The 18,159-nt window shown below is 65.5% G+C and carries 14 protein-coding genes and 1 pseudogene; 7 read left to right on the forward strand and 8 right to left on the reverse strand.

What is annotated here, in order from left to right; all coding sequences use genetic code 11:
- Positions 1–2 precede the first annotated feature (2 nt).
- Positions 3–299: a transposase gene (locus tag ACGF7Y_RS23155; protein WP_393236665.1), complete on the forward strand. Its 297-nt coding sequence runs from the start codon at positions 3–5 to the stop codon at positions 297–299.
- Between the two features lie 189 nt (positions 300–488).
- Here ACGF7Y_RS23155 and ACGF7Y_RS23160 read toward each other — a convergent pair whose 3' ends face one another.
- The 5 genes from ACGF7Y_RS23160 to ACGF7Y_RS23180 all read right to left on the reverse strand — a co-directional run bounded on the left by ACGF7Y_RS23160 (position 489) and on the right by ACGF7Y_RS23180 (position 6,691).
- The gene (locus tag ACGF7Y_RS23160; protein WP_393236650.1) at positions 489–3,104 is read right to left on the reverse strand and encodes a LuxR C-terminal-related transcriptional regulator; all 2,616 of its coding nucleotides are present in this window, start codon (positions 3,102–3,104) and stop codon (positions 489–491) included.
- Between the two features lie 110 nt (positions 3,105–3,214).
- Positions 3,215–3,673 (reverse strand): hypothetical protein, encoded by a 459-nt coding sequence (locus ACGF7Y_RS23165; RefSeq protein ID WP_393236651.1) that lies wholly within the window; start codon positions 3,671–3,673, stop codon positions 3,215–3,217.
- A gap of 319 nt (positions 3,674–3,992) precedes the next feature.
- A complete protein-coding gene (locus tag ACGF7Y_RS23170; RefSeq protein ID WP_393236652.1) occupies positions 3,993–4,322 on the reverse strand; it encodes a transposase in 330 nt (109 codons plus the stop codon).
- A 531-nt stretch (positions 4,323–4,853) separates the two neighbouring features.
- Positions 4,854–5,519 carry a response regulator gene (locus ACGF7Y_RS23175; protein ID WP_393236653.1) on the reverse strand — a complete coding sequence of 222 codons (666 nt, stop codon included), beginning with the start codon at positions 5,517–5,519 and terminating at the stop codon, positions 4,854–4,856.
- A complete protein-coding gene (locus ACGF7Y_RS23180) occupies positions 5,516–6,691 on the reverse strand; it encodes a sensor histidine kinase (protein ID WP_393236654.1) in 1,176 nt (391 codons plus the stop codon). Before ACGF7Y_RS23180 ends, ACGF7Y_RS23175 begins: the two co-directional genes overlap by 4 nt.
- Positions 6,692–6,775: 84 nt before the next feature.
- Between ACGF7Y_RS23180 and ACGF7Y_RS23185 the strand changes: the two genes are divergently transcribed.
- From ACGF7Y_RS23185 to ACGF7Y_RS23195, 3 genes are all read left to right on the forward strand, one after another.
- A complete protein-coding gene (locus ACGF7Y_RS23185; RefSeq protein ID WP_393236655.1) occupies positions 6,776–7,255 on the forward strand; it encodes a hypothetical protein in 480 nt (159 codons plus the stop codon).
- 32 nt (positions 7,256–7,287) lie between these two features.
- Positions 7,288–7,794, forward strand: coding sequence for a hypothetical protein (locus ACGF7Y_RS23190; protein ID WP_393236656.1), 507 nt, complete (start codon positions 7,288–7,290; stop codon positions 7,792–7,794).
- A gap of 204 nt (positions 7,795–7,998) precedes the next feature.
- The gene (locus tag ACGF7Y_RS23195; RefSeq protein WP_393236657.1) at positions 7,999–8,808 is read left to right on the forward strand and encodes a DJ-1/PfpI family protein; all 810 of its coding nucleotides are present in this window, start codon (positions 7,999–8,001) and stop codon (positions 8,806–8,808) included.
- A gap of 132 nt (positions 8,809–8,940) precedes the next feature.
- On the opposite strand, the pseudogene ACGF7Y_RS23200 reads toward ACGF7Y_RS23195, so the two are convergent.
- Positions 8,941–9,447: pseudogene (locus tag ACGF7Y_RS23200) on the reverse strand (recombinase family protein); the annotation flags it as partial.
- A 206-nt stretch (positions 9,448–9,653) separates the two neighbouring features.
- Positions 9,654–10,082, reverse strand: a complete 429-nt coding sequence (locus ACGF7Y_RS23205; RefSeq protein WP_393236658.1) for a hypothetical protein — start codon at positions 10,080–10,082, stop codon at positions 9,654–9,656.
- A gap of 481 nt (positions 10,083–10,563) precedes the next feature.
- Between ACGF7Y_RS23205 and ACGF7Y_RS23210 the strand changes: the two genes are divergently transcribed.
- Positions 10,564–15,966: an IPT/TIG domain-containing protein gene (locus tag ACGF7Y_RS23210; RefSeq protein ID WP_393236659.1), complete on the forward strand. Its 5,403-nt coding sequence runs from the start codon at positions 10,564–10,566 to the stop codon at positions 15,964–15,966.
- Between the two features lie 220 nt (positions 15,967–16,186).
- A complete protein-coding gene (locus ACGF7Y_RS23215) occupies positions 16,187–17,059 on the forward strand; it encodes an IPT/TIG domain-containing protein (protein ID WP_393236666.1) in 873 nt (290 codons plus the stop codon).
- Between the two features lie 234 nt (positions 17,060–17,293).
- Here the strand turns inward: ACGF7Y_RS23215 and ACGF7Y_RS23220 are convergent, their stop codons facing one another.
- Positions 17,294–17,479, reverse strand: coding sequence for a hypothetical protein (locus ACGF7Y_RS23220; protein ID WP_393236673.1), 186 nt, complete (start codon positions 17,477–17,479; stop codon positions 17,294–17,296).
- On the opposite strand from ACGF7Y_RS23220, the gene ACGF7Y_RS23225 reads away from it, so the two are divergent.
- On the forward strand, positions 17,452–17,637 hold the full coding sequence (locus ACGF7Y_RS23225) for an IS3 family transposase (RefSeq protein WP_393236667.1): 186 nt from the start codon (positions 17,452–17,454) through the stop codon (positions 17,635–17,637). The genes ACGF7Y_RS23220 and ACGF7Y_RS23225 overlap by 28 nt on opposite strands.
- Positions 17,638–18,159: the final 522 nt, after the last annotated feature.

The following is an 18,159-nucleotide window of genomic DNA, read 5'->3' on the forward strand; positions in this document are numbered from 1 at the left end:
ATCTGATCTGCGACAACTACTCGGTCCACAAGCGGGCCGAGGTGCGAGCGTGGTGCGCGGCCAACGCCGTCGAGCTGGTGTTCCTACCGACCTATTCGTCCTGGTTGAACCGGATCGAGTGCGAGTTCGCCGCCCTGCGCTACTTCGCCCTGGGCGGCACCGACCACCGCAGCCACATCGAGCAGGACACCGCGATTGGTGACTACATCCGCTGGCGCAACCAACACACCGGACCAGTCCGCGCCTTCGCTGTGGGATCCAAAATCCGGCGACCGGATTACCTACCCAACGTTGCTTGACGCGGCACTAGTTCGCCGGCCGGGCTTGGACGCTTCCCAGTCGATCAGCGGTCGCCGGGCAGCATCGTTATCGCGAGTCCCAGAGCGCACGCTGTCATCGAATCGTTGCGCGTGAACGGGCTTGCGACAGCTGCTTTCTCTAGTTTCAGCCCCAGTCGGCGTGCGACTGTCGGACCGGACGCAATGAAGTCAGGCTCGGGGCAGGCGGAGGAACCGGCCGAGCTCGGCGCGGCCGACGCCGCCGAGTTTGGTGCTGATGCGATACAGGTGTCCCTCCACGGTCCGGACAGAGATGACGAGTTGGCCGGAGATCTCGCGATTCGACAGGCCTTGTGCGGCCAGCAGCGCGATCTCGCGTTCCCGCGCCGTCAGCGGAACCGGGTTGGCCGCGGCCAGCAGCGCGGGTGTGTGTGCGCCACCGCACGCCTCGGCCAGTTCGGCGGCCCGCACGGCGGCGGCCAGCGCGGACCCGCGTAGCCCGTGTCCGGTGTGGGCGAGCGATGCCTGGGCGGCGGCGTCGGCCGCCGCGAGTTTGTCGCCCATCCGCTGGTACTCGCGCGATGCGGAATCCAATCCGGCGCCGTCACGGGCGGCGAGCGCCGCGCTGTGGTTCGCGGCGACCCGCGCGCGGGGACTGGCCACCGTGGTGGCGAGTTCGCGCAGGCGCCCGGCGGGCGACGAATCACCCAGTCGCACCATGGTCTGCAATGCCATTACCTCGACCGCGCACTGGCCGAGACCGCGGGCGAGCATGGCGGCTTCCTCGGCGTGCCTGACAGCGACGCTTGTCGTGCCGTGCGCCGCGGAGACCCAGGCGCGCGCGAGCAGAACGTCGGGTTCGAGGAAACGGAAGGCGGGATGGCGTTGTGCCTCGGCTCGCTCGAGCAGCTCCGTGGCAACTGCGGCATGCCCGAGAAGTGCCTCGGATGTGGTCATTTCGAGCAATGCGATAAAGCTCCAACCGGTCCGCGCGAACGCCTCCGAGATCGCTGCGACGCCGGTCCGGAACAGCTCGCCTGCAACGCGCAGATCGCCGCCGCCGAGCGCCGAATACCCGCGAATGATGGCGACCATTCCTGGACTGTCACCGGGAAGATCGGCGTACTGCATTCCCACCGTGTCGGCGATCCGCCGGGTGGCCGCCAGGTCTCCGCTCCATCGCTGGGCGAGAATCTGGAACAGACTGAGTATGAAGCCCAGCAGCGCCGCTTCGGAGGAGACCGCCGCGCGTGCGTAGCCCACCGCGGCTGCGGCCGCGATCCGGTCGGTCGCGCCGGTTAGACCGGCGGCCAAGACCGCAGCCCACGAGGCGAGCATGGCGGGAATATCGGGAATCGTGCCGGATGCCAGCGCCGTGTCCGCGGCTTCCATGGCCGGTTCGGCCCGTCCCTGGGTGGCATGGTGGATAGCGCGCCACGCGGTGAGCGCGGGCAGGCACCGCGGGCCTTCGAGCGAGCGCTGCGCGTCGTCGATCACCGACATCGCCGCGTCCGAGCGCGATAAGTCGAACATCATGTTCGCGGCCCGCACGATGGCGGTGTCCACGCGTTCCTCGTCGCTTATCGCCGCGCGCGCCATCGCGGCGAGCTCCCGTTCGGCCTCCTTGCCGCGTCCGAGCATCGACAGCCCGAACGCGTGCGAGATGCGCGCTTCGAATCCCGCGCCCGCAGCGACCGCCGACCGGCCGAGTCGCTCGGCCAGCACGAAGTCGAGAAGCCTTGCCGCGCACCGTGAACCGCTGACAAGCAGCGTTGGGTCGGGTGACAGGTCGGAATCGGCGAGCAGCACGGCTCGCCGCAGCGTCTGCTCGGGTGTCTGCGCGTCGCCGAGTTTCGCCAGCCCGAGGGCTATCCGGCCACGTAGTCGGCGGGCGCGCACCGCGCCGAGGTGGCGTCGCCGTACCTCGCCGTAGAGCGGGTGGGCAAGCCTGGCGTGCAAGCGGTCTCCGACTGGGCTCACCGTCAGCAGCCCGTCGGATTCGGCGCGCTCCACCGCGGTCGGTTCGGTGAGTTCGGCCAGCAGGTCGATGTCGAGGGGTTCAGCGAGTGCGAGCGTGTCGACCAGTTCGCTGGTCGCCTCGGACAGCGCACCCATCCGCAGGCTGACGAGTTCGGCGAGACCGTCCGACACTATCGGATCACCGTGCCACCGCCAACACCCATCAGTGAACCGGAGCCGTTTCGCGGCGACCTGTTCATCGACGAGTTGTCGCAGATACAGTACGTTACCGAGGGTCAGCGACCACATCCGCCGCACCACATCAGGTTCCAGCGGACCGTTGAGAACCGCCGTGACGAGTTCAACGGTCGCGGCCTCCGACAATGGCCGGACTTTCACCCGCTGCAGCGGAGCGTCCTTCCACAGCGCGGCAACTGATTCGGTGGCGGGGTCGTCGGTGCGAACCGTCATGACCACGGTGGCCAACTGCTGCGCGGCCAACTGGTGAACGATGAAGGCGGACAACGGATCGAGGAGGTGTGCGTCATCGACCGCGATAACCACGGCGGCGGGCTCGCGCTCTTGCACGAGCGAGCGCATCACTTGTCGGACGACGTGGTGGTCGATGTCGGGAACAACGTCGACCACCCCGGCAAAGGCGCCGAGCGGTAGCGCCTGCGCGGCGGCGGAGGCCGCAATCCAGTGGGTCAGGCACCCGCGCGAGCGTGCTGCGGCAACCGTTTCTCGCGCCAATCGTGTCTTGCCCACCCCCGCGGCCCCGGCGAGCACCAGACCGCCTTCGCCGAGCGCGGCCTCGATGACCCGGGATTCGTGGGCCCGTCCGGTCAACGGCCACTGCGTGCTCACCCACCAAGGGTAAGCGGGTGGGGGTTACGCCGCCGCGCCGTCCGAGGCGACCGCCGGCTCGAATGAACTCGGCCGGTGTAGCTTCGATGATCGATAGGGCTTCTCGTGATTCAGCCGGTTACGCGCCAGTTGTTGTCGCCGCTCCACCATTCGGCGTTCTCACCAGGGCGATTCTGCCTGACGGTGTGCCCGCGCAGATACCCGTCTTGGAACCGATTCCCGTGATAGACGCCGGTCTTGTTGTTGTCCCAGTCGATGGTGAAGATGATCGTGGTACCCCGAACTCGGCCGTCACGGAGTGTGCCGTTCATCGAGGATGTATGTGCGAATCCGGTGAACGCCAGCGCTGTCCGGTCATCGATCTCGTATCGTTGGGCGATGTTCACGTGGAAGCCCAGCGGGCTGTCCTGCGTTCCCGAAGGCCGCTGATACACGTCCCACTCGGACTGTAGGTCGATCGTTCCGGCCGGAACCGCGGCCGCGGGAACAGGCGACGCCACGGCGAGAACAGCGCTGCTACCAGCAACGAGAGCGCCGAAGCGGAGAACATGGATGAGGCTACGAAACATTTGTCCCTTCAATCCTTCTCATCGTCCGATCCACGATCCGAAACCGGTCGGGGGACGGAGCTGTCATACCTCCCAATCGTTGCCGTGATGATCGCCCCGAGTGCGAGTGGTGAGACACTCGAATTTCACAGGATGTCTCCCAGGTGCCACTCGATTCACTCGGTCCGATTCAGAGTTCGTCGAAGCCCGCTCCGGCGCAACAGCTACACCCCCGACGACGGGGCGATCCTGCCACGACCACTGCGGACCACTGCGCGACCATCTGCTAGTGCTTCTCGGTCGGCAATTCGGATGCTGCAGCGGTTCTGCTAGTGCCGCGTCAAGCTACGTTGGGTAGGTAATCCGGTCGCCGGATTTTGGATCCCACAGCGAAGGCGCGGACTGGTCCGGTGTGTTGGTTGCGCCAGCGGATGTAGTCACCAATCGCGGTGTCCTGCTCGATGTGGCTGCGGTGGTCGGTGCCGCCCAGGGCGAAGTAGCGCAGGGCGGCGAACTCGCACTCGATCCGGTTCAACCAGGACGAATAGGTCGGTAGGAACACCAGCTCGACGGCGTTGGCCGCGCACCACGCTCGCACCTCGGCCCGCTTGTGGACCGAGTAGTTGTCGCAGATCAGATACAGTTTCTGCCCTGGCCAGCGGGTCGGCAACGATTTCAGGAACGCCAGGAACTCGGTCCATCGTTTGCGGTCCAGGATCCGGTAATACGACCCGATGCCAGGTCCAGGGCAGCGAACATGTGCCGGACACCGTGGGGGCGGTTGTAGGTCGCCCGCAGCCGCCGCGGGCGGCGCGTGGTGGACCAGCCCCGACCTGGGGACAGCTAACCGAGTGCGCACGAAACCCGGCGGGATTCACTGCCCGTTTCGCAGCGGCGGTCGATTCGTTGCATCGTTTTGGGTGCGCACAGACGGCCACGACGAACGAACCCAGCGCGAAGTAACCAACGGTCGTCGAGTTCCTGACCCCTCCGACTCTCTCTGACTCCGATGTCGGCTCGACAGCTTCGAAGGTCCGCGACCTCAACAAGCCACGCATCATCCCGGGCGCGAAATCGCCGAGGTGAGTGGAGTTCCGCGCGGCGGTCAGCAACGCCTCGAACTGTCTCGGCCGGCCGGTGGTATCTGTTGCGAGTCGCCGACCTTGGTAAACGTATTCGTCGTGACCACCTCTCACCGAACTCATCCGGGGGTGAGGCCGGGAGTGACCAGTCCGGATTCGTAGGCGAGTACGACGAGTTGCGAGCGGTCCCGCGCGTGCAAGGTGGCGAGCAGGCGGCTCACATAGGTACGAGCCGTGGCGGGGCTGATGCGCAGGCTCACGCCGATCTCGCGGTTGCTTTCGCCCATGCCGACTCTGGTGAGGACCTCCCGCTCGCGTTGCGTCAGCGCAGCGACGAGTTCGGGGCGGGTAGATCCGGTCTGCCGGGCGAGCCGGTAGAGGACCGTGCGCGTGATCGATGGTGACAGCAGGGCATCGCCTGCGGCGACGGTGCGGATCGCCGTACGCAATGCGTCGGGGCTGATGTCTTTGAGCAGGTACCCGGCGGCGCCGACGCGGATGGCGCCGAAGATGTTCTCGTCCTCGTCGAAAGTCGTCAGCACGATAACCTGGACTCCGGCGAGCGCGGGATCGGCGACTATCTGACGGGTGGCTTCGATACCGTCGAGAACCGGCATACGGATATCCATCAGCACTACTTCGGGGAGGTGCCTACGCACCACCGATACACCGTCTTCGCCGTTCACCGCGTCGGCGACGATGTGGATGTCGCCGTCACGTTCGGCGAGAGCTCGCAGGCCGGTGCGGACGAGTTCCTGATCGTCCACGACCACCACACGGATCATTCCGGCACCTCGATCGGGATACGGGCTTCGACGAGGAATCCGGCGGGATGGCAGGGACCTGCGGTGAGTCGGCCGCCGAGCAGGCGTACGCGTTCCCGCATGCCCGCCAAGCCGTGGCAGCGAGCTGAATCTCCGAGGGACCCTGCAATGGCCGTGCCGTTGTCGCTGATCGTGAGATGGAGAATACCGTGGATGATGTCGGCGTGGATGTCGGCCTCTGTGGCGTCCGCGTGCCGTACGACGTTCGTAAGCGCCTCTTGCACAACGCGATACGCGGTCATGTCGATCGGCGGCGGCAACCGCTCCGGCGAGGCGTTCAGCTCGCAGGTCACCTCGATTCCCACCTGGCGGATGGTCTCCGCCAGCGCGCCCACCCCGTCCAGTGACAGCACACCGCGGGCAGTGCCGTCGTCATCGCCGCGCAGGATCCGGACCATGGATCGAACGTCACGCAGCGAACGGTTGCTGGTATCGAGGATATGGGCGAGCGCGGTGCGCGCCGCCGCGTCGTCGCGGCCGATCGCCTCGGCCGCGACACCGGCCTGCAGGGAGATCACCGCCATCGCGTGGCCGACCGTGTCGTGCAGATCCCGCGACAATCGTTCGCGATCGCCCTGGACCTGCGATTCCGCCTGCCGGGCCCACTGCTCCGACGACAGACGTGTGATTTCATTCTGCTGTGTCAGCCGGACCCGATGTGAACGAACCGCGCAGCCGAGTGAAATCGCGGTCACGATGAGTGCCACATTCGACACCCCCTCGTACCCAGCCACATACGCGACCGATTCGCCCTCCCGGATCCGGAATTCGAGCGACACGGAGAACACCAGCGCACCGGCGGTGACCGCCCACCCCGCCAGTCCGGCATCGGCGGCGGCAAACAACGCGGCCGCCAGCGGCACGGCAACGCCGATCGGCGGATAATCCAGGGCGTAGTAGCCAAAGACCCCGATTACCGTCGCGGCCAAAATTGTTCGCGGTGTGCGATGCCGCAACAGCATCAGCGTGCCCAGGCCGACGGCGAACGAATAGGCGACCAGGTCCGGACTGCGGTGACCGCCCTGCTGGAGGGCGATGATCAACGCGATCACCAGTGCGACGGCGGCGCCGAGGAGCACGTCCGGTAACCATTGCGGGACGTCGTCGTGCCGCGAGCGCGCGCATGCCGTCATGGCACGATCCTACGAATCGCTTGTCCATCCCGCTTCGGCACAGAGGCGACCGCCGGGGTCGCTTTTCGACGTACTCGGCGGCCGTTGAAATTCGACGTGGATCGAGAGCACAGCTGGATGTCGGCCCCGGACATCATCCATAGCGTCGACAACATGGACGCCCCGACCACCCTTGTGAAGACTTTGAACTGGCCACTCATCCTCGGTTTGGGTGCGTTGGCCTTGATCCGCCCCCTGGTTCGCATCTTTGAAGACCGATCCGACCTCGATCTCTCACCGTGGGTGCCGATCGCGATGACACTCTGTATCACGATCATCTGGATCGCCGCCGTGGGCCTGACCCGAGTCCGCCAACCGTTGCTGACACTTGTCTGCACCGGCCTGACCTACGGGATACTGGCGACGGTGCTCAGCGCAATACTCTCGCCCATCCTGATCGGCCACCTCGACGGCCCGCTGGCCAGGCCGATCGCCATCATCCCCATGCTGATCGTCAACGCGATCTGGGGACTGATAGCAGGCGCGATCGCCTCGGCTATCCAGCGAGCGCGCGGCGTCGAATGAAAACCTCTGCCATTCCCTCGATCGTTGTCGGGGTGTACGCGGTCGTCGCGCTCTTCGTCTTCGCCGCCGCCGCATCGGAAACCTGGCTGCTGTATCCCAACATCTTTCGTGACATCCCCGACTCACTCGCGCTGACGGAGGATTTCATGAGCGTGGTCGCTGTCGGCGACGTGATGCGGCCGCTCGGTGCCGTGATGCTGGTCTCCGCGCTGATCGCCTGTGCGGTGTCGGTACGGTATCGCATCGCTCGGCGGTTGCTCGCCACTTCGCTGGCTGCGCTGGTCGGCGGCCAGTTCCTGCTGTCGATACTCTACCTGTGGCCACGCGGCTCGATTCTGTTCGATGATCGACACCAGTACACCCTCAACGAGATCGAGCGTGCCGCGCACGAGTTCCAGGTCGGCCAATATGTCAGGATCGTGGCAGCCGGGCTGGCCGCGTTGACGGCGGTGGCCGCCGCCACGGACTGCTACAGAGCCAGGGTGCTGACGACTGTTCACCGACAACTTCCGGCGCCTGAGGCAGGCAACCCGCGCTGAGCGTAGACCGGTCACCACCAGCGGAGACGAGCGCAGTGGCAGTGTGCGCCCCCCGACAACGGCCCATTATCGTTCACCAGGAGCTACCGGAACTCGCTTACGGGCCAGAGCTGCCCGATGTTCGTCCGCTGGAGTGGTCGTGCGCCATGCAGTGAACTCTGTTGTAGCGCAACACCGAGAGACGACTGTTTTGGGAAGGCGGAAATGTTCACCGGTCGCCGGGATTTCCTGATGGGTGCTACGAAGGCTCTTGCCGGAGTTCTGTGGCGGCGGGAGCGGACGGAGTCGCCGGGCGATACCTCAGCACAGATCCAGTTGGCCGATGCACCCTTGCGCGAGGGGAACGAGCAGATCGCCATGTTGCTCTACCCTCAGTGCACAGCACTGGACTTCATCGGCCCCCAATATGCGTTTGCGTGTCTGTCGGGCGCAACCGTGCACCAGGTCGCAGGCACCATGGACCCGATCGTCACTGATACCGGAGTTTCCCTGATACCGACGGCAACCTTCGATCAATGCCCCCGTGATGTCGATGTGCTGTTCGTACCCGGCGGGACGGACGGAACTCTAACCGCTATGCGCGACGACGCGGTGGTTCAGTTCGTTGCCGACCGCGGCGGAAGGGCGAGATGGGTCACCAGTGTCTGCACCGGTTCGCTGCTGCTCGGCGCGGCGGGCCTGTTACGCGGTTACCGGGCCACATCACACTGGGCCGCACGAGATCTACTCGTCGAAGCGGGTGCGACACCGACCGATGCGCGCGTCGTCGTCGACCGCAATCGGGTCACCGGCGCCGGGGTAAGCGCCGGATTGGACCTCGGCTACGTCCTCCTTTCGCTGCTGCGCGACCAGCGCTACGCGGAGACTGTGCAATTGATGGCCGAGTACGCACCGCAGCCGCCATTCGATGCCGGCTCCCCCGATACCGCCCCGCAAGCAGCCAAAACCATGGTGGAGGGGATGTTCACGGACTTCCGCGCCGGGGTGCAGTACACGTTGCGTACGACTCGTTGAGGCTGTTCGAATCGGCCCGACGACGATGTCTTCGCGCAGGTTCACTGTCCGGGGATGGTCCTGCAAGACCGGACTTCCGGCAGGGATGGTCTTGGCGCGGCATCGGTAGTATACGACGTCACGAACCAACTGCGCCTGCATCTTTCGACCACAGCCCGCGCAACGCACGAGGCCACTCAGAAGATATGACCGCAGTCCACTGGATGCTCTGTTGCGTTCGAGCTTGGCGCGGGTGCGGTTGCTGCCGCCTGCGCGCTGGCGCCGCAGCAGTTGAGCTTCGGTGAAGGTTTCTACCGGAATGATGGCCGGATGGGCGGGGTTTTTCGAGCGAACGATGCGGTTGGTGGGCGAGCGCCGGAACCGGGTGACGTTACCGGCGGCAGCGTCGTCGGGATCGAGAAGTTCTTCGTGCTTGGTCCATCGTCCGAACACCGCGTAGCCGGTATAGCGGGGATTCTGGAGAATCGCGGCAACCGTTCCGGCCTGCCAGCCGTCTTTGGCGCGGTGGCGGTTCTGCTCCGGTCGATGTGCTGACGGGCACGGCACGCCTTCCCGGTTGAGTGCGATGGCGATGGCTTTGTCTCCGCGGCCGGCGAGGTAGTCACGAAAGATTCGCTGCACTACCGGGGTGGTGCTCACATCGAGTGAGAGGATCCGCAGCTTCAATCCGCCGGAGGCTCAGTGGGGGTTTGGGTGCGGCGGACCGTCGACCACGATGTACCCGTAGGGCGGTCGGCCGCCTTGGTGTCGGCCTTCGTTGAGGACTTGCGCGTCCATGCTGGCGCGGGTGCGCTGCTGCACATGCTGACGTTCGGACTCACTGAGCCCGCCGAGCATGCTCATCATCATCGAGTGCGTGACATTGCGCGGGTCGAAGCGTCCCCCGAGTTCGGGCACCCACTTCCACCCCATGCGCTTGCAGACGCGGCGCGACCAAGCGGCGCGACCAAACTGAACTGGTTACCGAACCAGCAGCGTGTTCCCTCACCGACAACGATGGCCGTCCATGCTCGGGCCGGATTCTTCAGATCTGCCAGCAGCCGTGCGGCTTCCCGGCGGCGATGCCATGGCACCGACCGCGACTGGCCGATGACGAAGTAATCGCCGACAATCGACGCCTCGGACACGAACTTCTCCGCGTTGCCCCGCTGCCACCGATACGAGGTCTCCGGATCCTGGTTGTCCTCGGTCGAGCAGCGCCCATAGAACGCGAACCGTTGATCAGCGGCGCTTTCGGCGGTTTCGGGGACGAGTCCCAACAGTTCGTCGAGCACGGCCCACTCGTTTGACTCGCTGGGCATCGTCATCCCTCTCGATCGGGTGTTCGCGGGCATGTCGAAGCAGCAACTCGAGTAGCACTCTGGCCGCATCATCAGTCAGCTCGGGCGGGCTTTCAGGGCAAACAACTGCAGCACCGTTAGCTGCGCCGCCGCCTCATCGGGCTGTGCCGCCCGAATCGAATCGGAGGGTCATCGGACCCCGAATGCCGTCCGGTGCATCGTCATCCCATCTTGCGGGATAAAGCGTTTCGGCGGATCTGCCTTGTTCTCGCCTCGCCTCAGCTAACCCGCTGCCGCAGTGCTCGATAGAACGTCCGCGACTCCATCGCCAGCATCCAAAACGGACAAAAACAGATCGGAGATACGTTGCCCAGCAACTAGTCCTGGGGCGTTAATGGAGAAGGCGGGCCGCCGATCGAGTCGTGCACCAATCCGGTGCAGAGGATTAGCACCACGGCAACGAGGAGGCTGCGCCATGCCTACCATCACTTCCATCTCCCCCACGTCAGGGCCGACGACGGGGGGTACCAGCGTCACGATTACCGGTACCGGGTTCACCGGTCCGACGACGGTTCGGTTCGGGAGCACCGCAACCACTTTCACCATGAACTCACCCACCCAGATCACGGCCATCGCGCCGGCCGGTTCGGCCGGTACCGTACAGGTCACCGTCACCACCGCGGCCGGTACCAGTAACGGGGTCTCCTATACCTATCTCCCGGTCCCGTCCCTGAGCAGTGTCAGCCCCAGCCAAGGGTCCACCTCCGGCGGGACGACGGTCACACTCACCGGATCGGGCCTGACCGGAGTCACCTCGGTCAACTTCGGTGCCACACCGGCAACCTCGTTCACGGTCAACTCCGACACCCAGATCACCGCCGTATCCCCTGCCGGGAGCGGAATCGTGTCGATCACCGTCACCGGTCCAGGGGGCACCAGCAACCCGGTCACCTTCGTCTATGTCATAGTTCCGACCATCACGTCCATCTCCCCGACCGCGGGTCCCGCGTCGGGTGGTAACAGTGTCACGATCACCGGCACGAACTTCGCCGGTCCCTTGACGGTACGGTTCGGCAGCACCGCAACCATTTTCACCGTCAACTCGCCAACACAGATCACGGCCACCGCCCCCGCCGGGTCGCCCGGCACGGTACAGGTCACCGTCACCGGCTCGGGCGGAACCAGCAACGGCGTCAACTACACCTACGCCGGAGTCCCGAGCCTCACCTCGATCAACCCGAATACGGGGCCGGTCACCGGTGGCACAACGGTCGTCCTCACCGGCACGGGCCTGTCCACCACCAGCGCGGTCACTTTCGGTGGTACGCCGGCGACCTCGTTCACGGTCAACTCCAACACGCAGGTCACGGCGGTCGCTCCCGCAGGAACAGGGACGGTACAGGTCACCGTCACCACTGCCGGGGGCACGAGCAACGGACTCTCCTACACCTACGTCGCGGTGCCCACGCTCACCTCGGTGGTGCCGAACTCCGGACCAGCGGCAGGCGGAACGACGGTTGTCCTCACCGGAACAGGATTCACCGGAGCCACCGCGGTCACTTTCGGTGCCACACCGGCAACTTCGTTCACGGTCAACTCCGCGACCCAGATCACCGCCGTCGCACCGGCCGGAACAGGGACCGTCCAGGTCACCGTCACCGCCCCAGGCGGAACCAGTAACGGGGTGTCCTACACCTACGTCGCCGTTCCGACTCTGTCCTCGGTAGTGCCGAGTTCGGGACCAGTAGGTGGTGGGACAACGGTCGTTCTGACCGGAACGAACCTGACCGGAGCCACCGCCGTCACCTTCGGTGCCACACCGGCAACCTCGTTCACGGTCAACTCCTCTACCCAGATCACCGCTGTCGCTCCAGCCGGAACAGGAACGGTGCAAGTCACCGCCACCACCACGGGCGGAACCAGCAACGGCGTGTCCTACACCTACGTTCCCGTTCCGACTCTGACCACGGTGGTCCCGAGTTCGGGACCAGTGACAGGCGGAACAACGGTTGTCCTGACCGGAACGAACCTGACCGGAGCCACCGCCGTCACCTTCGGTGCCACACCGGCAACCTCGTTCACGGTCAACTCCTCTACCCAGATCACCGCTGTCGCTCCAGCCGGAACAGGAACGGTGCAAGTCACCGCCACCACCACGGGCGGAACCAGCAACGGCGTGTCCTACACCTACGTTCCCGTTCCGACTCTGACCACGGTGGTCCCGAGTTCGGGACCAGTGACAGGCGGAACAACGGTTGTCCTGACCGGAACGAACCTGACCGGAGCCACCGCCGTCACCTTCGGTGCCACACCGGCAACCTCGTTCACGGTCAACTCCGCGACACAAATCACCGCCGTCGCACCAGCCGGAACAGGAACGGTGCAAGTCACCGCCACGACCGCGGGCGGAACCAGTAACGGGGTGTCCTACACCTACATCGCCGTTCCGACTCTCTCCTCGGTCGTACCGAGTTCGGGTCCGGTCACCGGCGGGACAACGGTCGTGCTCACCGGCACCAACCTGACCGGAGCCACAGCCGTCACCTTCGGTGCGACACCGGCCGCCTCCTTCACCGTCAACTCCGCGACACAAATCACCGCCGTCGCACCGGTCGGAACAGGAACCGTCCAGGTCACCGCCACCACCGCAGGTGGAACCAGTAACGGGGTGTCCTACACCTATGTCGCCGTTCCGACTCTGTCCTCGGTGGTGCCGAGTTCGGGGTCCGTCGGCGGTGGGACGACAGTCGTGCTCACCGGGACAGGGTTGACCGGAGCTACTGCGGTGACTTTCGGTGCCACACCGGCGACCTCGTTCACGGTCAACTCCGCGACACAAATCACCGCCGTCGCTCCAGCCGGAACAGGAACGGTGCAAGTCACCGCCACCACTGCGGGCGGAACCAGCAACGGTGTGTCCTACACCTACGTTCCGATTCCCACTCTGTCCTCGGTAGTGCCGAGTTCGGGACCGGTCACCGGCGGGACAACGGTCGTGCTCACCGGCACCAACCTGACCGGAGCCACCGCCGTCACCTTCGGCGCGACACCGGCCGCCTCCTTCACCGTCAACTCCGCGACCCAGATCACCGCGGTCACCCCCGCGGGCACGGGGTCCGTTGCGGTCACCGTCACCACAGTCGGCGGAACCAGTAACGGCGTCACGTACACCTACGTCGCGGTTCCCACCCTGGGCACGGTGGTACCGAGCTCGGGCCCGGTCGCTGGTGGGACGACAGTCGTTCTCACCGGGACAGGGCTGACGGGAGCTACAGCGGTGACTTTCGGCGCGACACCGGCCGCCTCCTTCACCGTCAACTCCGCGACCCAGATCACCGCCGTTGCTCCAGCCGGAACAGGAACGGTGCAAGTCACCGCCACCACTGCGGGCGGAACCACCAACGGCGTGGCCTACACCTATGTTGCGGTTCCCACCCTGGCCACCTTGGTTCCCAGTGCGGGCCCGGTCACCGGCGGAACGACAGTAGTTCTCACCGGCACCAACCTGACCGGAGCCACCGCCGTCACCTTCGGCGCGACACCGGCCGCCTCCTTCACCGTCAACTCCGCCACCCAAATCACCGCGGTCACCCCCGCAGGGGCCGGGTCCGTTGCGGTCACCGTCACCACAGTCGGCGGAACCAGTAACGGCGTCACGTACACCTACGTCGCCGTTCCCAGCCTGAGCACGGTGGTACCGAGTTCAGGACCAGTCGGTGGTGGGACCACGGTCGTCCTGACCGGCGCGGGATTGACCGGCGCGACCGCGGTCACCTTCGGTGCCACACCGGCGACGTCGTTCACCGTCGACTCCGCCACCCAGATCACCGCGGTCTCTCCCGCCGGAACGGGAACCGTGCAGGTCACTGCCACCACCGTGGGCGGCACGAGTACCGGCGTCGCGTACACCTACGTCCCGATTCCGACTGTGGCCACGGTGGTACCGAGTTCGGGTCCGGAAACCGGCGGGACGACAGTCGTTCTGACCGGCACGAATCTGACGGGAACGACCGGGGTGACTTTCGGTGTGACACCGGCGGCTTCGTTCACGGTCGATTCGGCGACGCAGATCACCGCGGTCTCTCCCGCCGGCACGGGAACCGTGCAGGTCACTGCCACCACCGTGGGCGGCACGAGTACCGGCGTCGCGTACACCTACGTCCCGATTCCGACTGTGGCCACGGTGGTACCGAGTTCGGGTCCGGAAACCGGCGGGACGACAGTCGTGCTCATCGGATCGAACCTGACCGGAGCCACCGCCGTCACCTTCGGTGCGACACCGGCTACCTCGTTCACGGTCGACTCCGCGACGCAGATCACCGCCGTCGCCCCGGCAGGCACGGGATCCGTACAGGCCACCGTCACGACAGTAGGTGGAACCAGTACCGGCGTCACGTACACCTATGTACCGACTCCCGCTCTGACCACAGTCGTCCCCAATTCGGGGACAGCAGCGGGCGGAACGACGGTTGTCCTGACCGGAACGGATCTGACCGGAGCGACCGCGGTCAGTTTCGGTGCGACACCGGCAGCTTCGTTCACCGTCGACTCGGCGACGCAGATCACGGCGGTTTCTCCCGCTGGAACCGGGACGGTGCAGGTTACCGCCACCACCGTGGGCGGCACCACCAACGGCGTCGCATACACCTATATTCCGGTTCCGGCTCTCGCCAATGTGGTTCCCAACTCGGGACCGGTCGCGGGTGGGACGACGGTCGTTCTCACCGGAACGGACCTGACGGGAACTACCGCAGTCGATTTCGGTGCGACACCGGCTGCTTCGTTCACGGTTGATTCCGCGACGCAGATCACGGCGGTCTCTCCGGCGGGTACGGGAACGGTGCAGGTTACCGCTACCACCGCGGGTGGGACCAGCAATGGCGTGGCCTACACCTTTGTTCCGGTTCCCGCTCTGACCACGGTGGTCCCGAATTCGGGGTCGGCAGCGGGCGGGACGACGGTCGTTCTCACCGGAACGGATCTGACGGGAGCGACTGACGTCAGTTTCGGTGCGACACCGGCGACATCGTTCACGGTCGACTCCGCGACGCAGATCACAGCAGTCTCTTCGGCGGGTACGGGGACGGTACAGGTCACCATCACCACCGCGGGTGGTACCAGTAACGGCGTCTCCTACGACTACGTCCCGGCCTTGGGTTCGGCGTTCCCCTTCCAGGGGCCGGAAGCAGGCGGTAACCAGGTCTTCCTCAACGGGAATGGCCTGACCGGAGCCACCGCGGTCACCTTCGGCGGCACACCGGCCACCTCGTTCACCGTCGACTCCGATACGCAGATCACGGCCATCGCACCCGCGGGGACGGGCGCCGTGCAAGTCACCGCCACTGGCCCGAACGGCACCAGCAACGGCGTGACCTACACGTACATCCCGGTTTCCACCCTGACCTCGGACAGCCCGACTTCCGGGCCCGAAGCAGGCGGAAACACGGTCATCCTGACCGGGACGGGCCTGTCCACTGCGGGCGCGGTCCTGTTCGGTATCTCCGCGTCCGACTTCACCGTCGACTCCGACACGCAGATCACCGCGACCGCTGTTCCGGGGACGGGGACTGTGCAGATCACCGTCATCACGGCGGGTGGAACCAGCAATGGTGTCGCATACACCTACATTCCGGCGCCCACCCTCAGCAGCGCGGTTCCGAATTCGGGTGCGGCGGCCGGTGGCACGACGGTCGTTCTCACCGGAACGGATCTGACGGGAACTACCGCAGTCGATTTCGGTGCGACACCGGCTGCTTCGTTCACGGTCGACTCCGCGACGCAGATCACGGCAGTCTCGCCCGCGGGAACGGGCACCGTGCAGATCACCGCCACGACAGGAGGTGGGACCAGTAACGGCGTCGCCTACACCTTTATCTGACAGATGATTCGGCTGGGCCGTCGGCACAATGTGCCGGCGGCCCGGTCTCGTATCTGGTTCCTTGGCCTCTGTTCGGCCACACACCTGCAGTCGGATGCGGTGAACCGTACACGTTGCTCAGGATATGCCCCGCAGTTATACCTGGCGGTCGGAACGGAAATTCGAAACGGACAAAAACGGATTGAAGATGCATTGCTCAGTAACCGGCCCAGGGGAGTTAATGGAAAGGGCGGGCCGCCGGTATTTACCGTTTCCGAGTGCCGGGTCGACGGTCTGCGGGGTGAGCGTCACTCTGACCGGGACGGTGCAGATCACCATCCCGACGGCTGGTCCCTGCAACTGTGTCCCTTGCCCCGGTGGCGCGGCTCCCACTCTGACCACGATCAATCCGGGTGCGGGTCCGGAGGCCGGCGGGACAACCGTCACTCTGACCGGGACGGACTTGACCGGAGCCACTGCGGTCAGTTTTGGTGCGACACCGGCGACTTCGTTCACGGTCGATTCCGATACGCAGATCACGGCCGTCTCCCCCGTGGGAACAGGGACCGTGCAGGTCACCGTCACCACTGCGGGTGGTACCAGCAACGGTGTCTCCTACGCCTATGTCCCGGCCCTGGCCTCGATCTTCCAGTTCCAAGGGCCCGAAGCAGGCGGACACCTCGTCTACCTCAACGGGACCGGCCTGACCGGAGTCACCGCGGTCACGTTCGGTAGTACGCCGGCGACGTCGTTCACCGTCAACTCCGACGCGGAGATCGCCGTTTTCACCCCTGCGGGGACGGGTACCGTGCAGGTCACTGTTACTGGGCCGAATGGCACCAGCAACGGTGTCTCCTACACCTATGTTCCGGTTCCCACTCTGACGTCGGTCAGCCCGACTTCGGGGCCCGAAGCAGGCGGGAGCACGGTTGTCCTGACCGGGACGGGCCTGTCCACTGGGGCCGCAGTCCTGTTCGGCATCGTGGCGTCCGATTTCACCGTGAATTCCGATACGCAGATTACTGCGACCGCTGTTCCGGGGACAGGGACGGTGCAGATCACCGTCATCACCGCGGGTGGAACCAGTAACGGCGTCAACTACACCTACATCTGACAGCTGATGCCGCTGGGCCGCCGACAAGTTACTGTCGGCGGCCCGGTCTCGTTGGGATGCGGCCGAGCGATATGCCGACGCACAGGTCCAGGCTGGGCGGCGATGTCAGCTGGTCGGCCCCTCGATTCGTCCCGCAATTGGGGGTCGTTGGCCGCAGCGCTCAGCGACTCCGACCGTGGCGTAGTCAATACGGTAGGTGGACGCCGTCTCGCACTTCCGTAACGGTCCGGCTGATCATCCGAAGAATTGCTCGAACTGCTCGCGTGGTGTCGGCCGCCAGGCGTCGCGGACCGGCGGGCGTGGCCGCGTCAGCTCCTCGGCTGTGGCCTGCACTTGTTTGCCCCGCCCCGCGCCGCATCTGGGGAACACGTGGACCACCGTGCGCGCCACCTCTGTGGCGGGCAGCAAGGTCAACACCACATCGCCGCGCCTGGCGGACCCGCGACGAGGCCGAGAACGCCCTGTTCGCCTACATCGATGGCTGGTACAACAGCCAGCGCATCCAGAAGAAGCTGGGTTGGCGATCACCTGATGAATTCGAGGCGAGCTACCATCACCCGGTTCCGGCTGGAACCTGATTACCCCGCCCTCCAACAATGCGGGGGAACCTCAACCCGAGGCCACCGGTCATGGTGTTCACGATGCCCCCAGCCCATTGATCGCGATCAAGGTCGGGAAACACAGTCCATGATCATGAAACAAGGCGTCGTCATCAGTTGAAGCAGTCACAGCGGCTGACACTGCCATGAGCCACCGACGGGACCATCGTCTAGAAGCGACGGCCACTGCGGCGGGCGGCCGGTTCCCTGCGCGGGCTGTTGCAGGGCTCGATGGAAGTCCAACGTCCTGTAATGCCGCGACCCGCGCGTTCCACCGAGGTGGACGTTGGTCGGCATTTGCGTCCCCGAGAAACGTCCGCCGCTGCCGAATTCAGTGCGCACCGGCAGGCTCACCAGGTGGTGTCCGCCGGTGCGCAGATCGAACGGGGAGGCGCGGCGACGGGGAGGATGCTCCTATGGATGTCAAGGAGCGGGTTGAGGGCTGTCTGTGGTGATGAGCTGGTAGAGCTCGCGGGCGACGTATCGTTTGAGACAGCGGAT

The organism is Nocardia sp. NPDC047654 (assembly GCF_043205035.1).
GTDB lineage: Bacteria > Actinomycetota > Actinomycetes > Mycobacteriales > Mycobacteriaceae > Nocardia.

What these genes read in the sequence shown, in the direction of transcription:
- ACGF7Y_RS23165 (WP_393236651.1), bottom strand. Translation starts at nt 3,673, where the DNA reads ATGTTTCGTAGCCTCATCCATGTTCTCCGCTTCGGCGCTCTCGTTGCT.
- ACGF7Y_RS23175 (WP_393236653.1), bottom strand. Translation starts at nt 5,519, where the DNA reads ATGATCCGTGTGGTGGTCGTGGACGATCAGGAACTCGTCCGCACCGGC.
- ACGF7Y_RS23180 (WP_393236654.1), bottom strand. Translation starts at nt 6,691, where the DNA reads ATGACGGCATGCGCGCGCTCGCGGCACGACGACGTCCCGCAATGGTTA.
- ACGF7Y_RS23195 (WP_393236657.1), top strand. Translation starts at nt 7,999, where the DNA reads ATGTTCACCGGTCGCCGGGATTTCCTGATGGGTGCTACGAAGGCTCTT.
- ACGF7Y_RS23210 (WP_393236659.1), top strand. Translation starts at nt 10,564, where the DNA reads ATGCCTACCATCACTTCCATCTCCCCCACGTCAGGGCCGACGACGGGG.
- ACGF7Y_RS23215 (WP_393236666.1), top strand. Translation starts at nt 16,187, where the DNA reads ATGGAAAGGGCGGGCCGCCGGTATTTACCGTTTCCGAGTGCCGGGTCG.